2 protein-coding genes are annotated in these 1851 nt (G+C 72.1%); one reads left to right on the top strand and one right to left on the bottom strand.

Going from position 1 to position 1851, the window contains the following annotated elements; all coding sequences use genetic code 11:
* Positions 1–983, bottom strand: a 983-nt coding sequence (locus ABYE80_RS20430) for a sensor histidine kinase (protein ID WP_372792234.1), incomplete at its 3' end; no start/stop codon positions are given.
* 159 nt (positions 984–1142) lie between these two features.
* Between ABYE80_RS20430 and ABYE80_RS20425 the strand changes: the two genes are divergently transcribed.
* The coding region (locus ABYE80_RS20425; RefSeq protein ID WP_372792232.1) for an MMPL family transporter at positions 1143–1851 on the top strand (709 nt) is incomplete at its 3' end.

Genomic DNA, 1851 nt, shown 5'->3' with positions numbered 1-1851 from the left:
GCCTCGGAGGTGGCGTGCTTGCGCGCATTGGTCAGCGCCTCCTGGACGATCCGCAGCGCGTGGCGACCGATCGCGTCGGGGACGGCCGTCAGGTCGCCGAGGCGGATCTCGGCGTCCAGGAGCATCCCGGCGGTGCGCGACTCCTCGAGCAGGCCGGGAAGCGCCGCGAGCGTCGGCTGGGGCGGCTGGAGGGCCTCGCTGCCCGAGCCGTCACGCAGCACGCCGATCACCGCGCGCAGATCCTCGAGCGCCTGGTGCGCGCTGGCGCGGATGACCGCGGCGGCGCGGGCGACGTCCTCGGGCGGGGCGTCCGGGCGGAACTCCAGCGCGCCGGCGTGCAGGCTCAGCAGCGAGATCCGGTGCGCCAGCACGTCGTGCATCTCGCGCGCGATCCGCGTGCGCTCGGCCTGGCGGGCCTGTTCCAGTCGCAGCTCCTGCTCGGCGTCGGCGTGGCGCGCTCGCTCGCGCACCGACTGGCGGCGCCCGCGGATGAACATGCCCCAAGCGACGACTGCGGCGAAGGCCAGCGTCTGGATGACGAAGAACGCCAGCGGTGGCAGCACCGGGTCGTCGGGCTGCACGGCGCGGTAGACCGGGAACATCGCGAGCTGAAGTCCGGCGACGAGGATCGCCAGCTGCCAGCGGCGGTGGGCGGCGACGGTGAACAGGACGATCAAGCCGGCCACGCCCGCGGAGGACGAGAAGGCCACGATCGGCACCGAGGTCAGACCGAGGCCGAGTGGCCAGCGCCGCCGCCACCACAGGGCGAGCCCGAGCGCTGCGCCACCGATCACGTCGAGGACGAGCAGGGGACCGTCGAGCCCGCGGCCGACCTGGTCGGCCAGCGCCATGCCGCCGAACGCGATCGCCAGGAGGACCAGCGAGCCGTCGACGGTCCGGTCGCGCCGCGTGCGGCGCGGGGACGGCATCTCGTCCTCCTCCGGGGCGACGAGCAGGTCGGACAGGAGACGGCGAACGGTCACGGCCTCGAGCGTAGGTGTCTCGGCCGCCCTTGGACATTGGCCCGAAGTCGATCGGAGCACAGACTTTCGTCGGTCCAGGAGTCGCCTCCTGGCCGATTGCCGAGCCCCGGCTCGCAGCCCATCGTGTCGTCGGTGATCGCCATCGACCAGAAGCCTCCCATGCTCGCTCGACTCGCTCATCTCACCGCCCGTCACCGCAAGGCGATCATCGTCGCGTGGATCGCGTCCGCCGTCTTCGGCGGTTTCGCCGCCGGGCAGGTCTCGGAGCGCTGGCTCCAGTCCTTCGCGAACCCCGGCCACTCGGCCTACGAGGCGAGCCAGCGGACGTTCGAGCGTTTCGGCACCGGCGAGCGGCCCCCGAGCGTCGTCGTGTTCCACACGGAGGGCGACGCGACGAAGAGCAAGGCGATCCCCGTCGCGATGGAGCGAGCCCGGCAGGCGAGCCCCGGTGCCCGCACCAGCTCCTACTTCTCGACGGGCAGCGACGCGTACGTCTCCGAGGACCGGCACACGACCTTCATGGAGGTCTACCCGACCGGCACGCCGCAGCTCGCTACGAAGAGCGGCGCCGACGCGATGCGGACGGCCGCAGCCGCGGGGCTGCCGGCGGGAACGACCGTGCACGTGACGGGCCTCGAGTCGATCATGGAGGCGAACGAGCGCGGCGAGACGAGTGGTCCGAGCGTCCTCGTCGAGGCGCTGATCGGCGGCCTCGGCGCGCTGATCGTCCTGTTCTTCGTCTTCGGCACGTTGCCGGCGGTCCTGCTGCCGCTCGCGATCGCGGTGGCGTCGATCCTGAACACCTTCACGCTCGTCTGGCTCCTCACCTACGTCACGGACGTGTCGATCGTCGTGCAGTTCCTGATCG

Origin of the sequence: Paraconexibacter sp., from assembly GCF_041602235.1 — a bacterium.
In the GTDB taxonomy this organism is placed as follows: domain Bacteria; phylum Actinomycetota; class Thermoleophilia; order Solirubrobacterales; family Solirubrobacteraceae; genus Paraconexibacter.
This window is presented reverse-complemented; position numbering and strand designations above follow the sequence as displayed.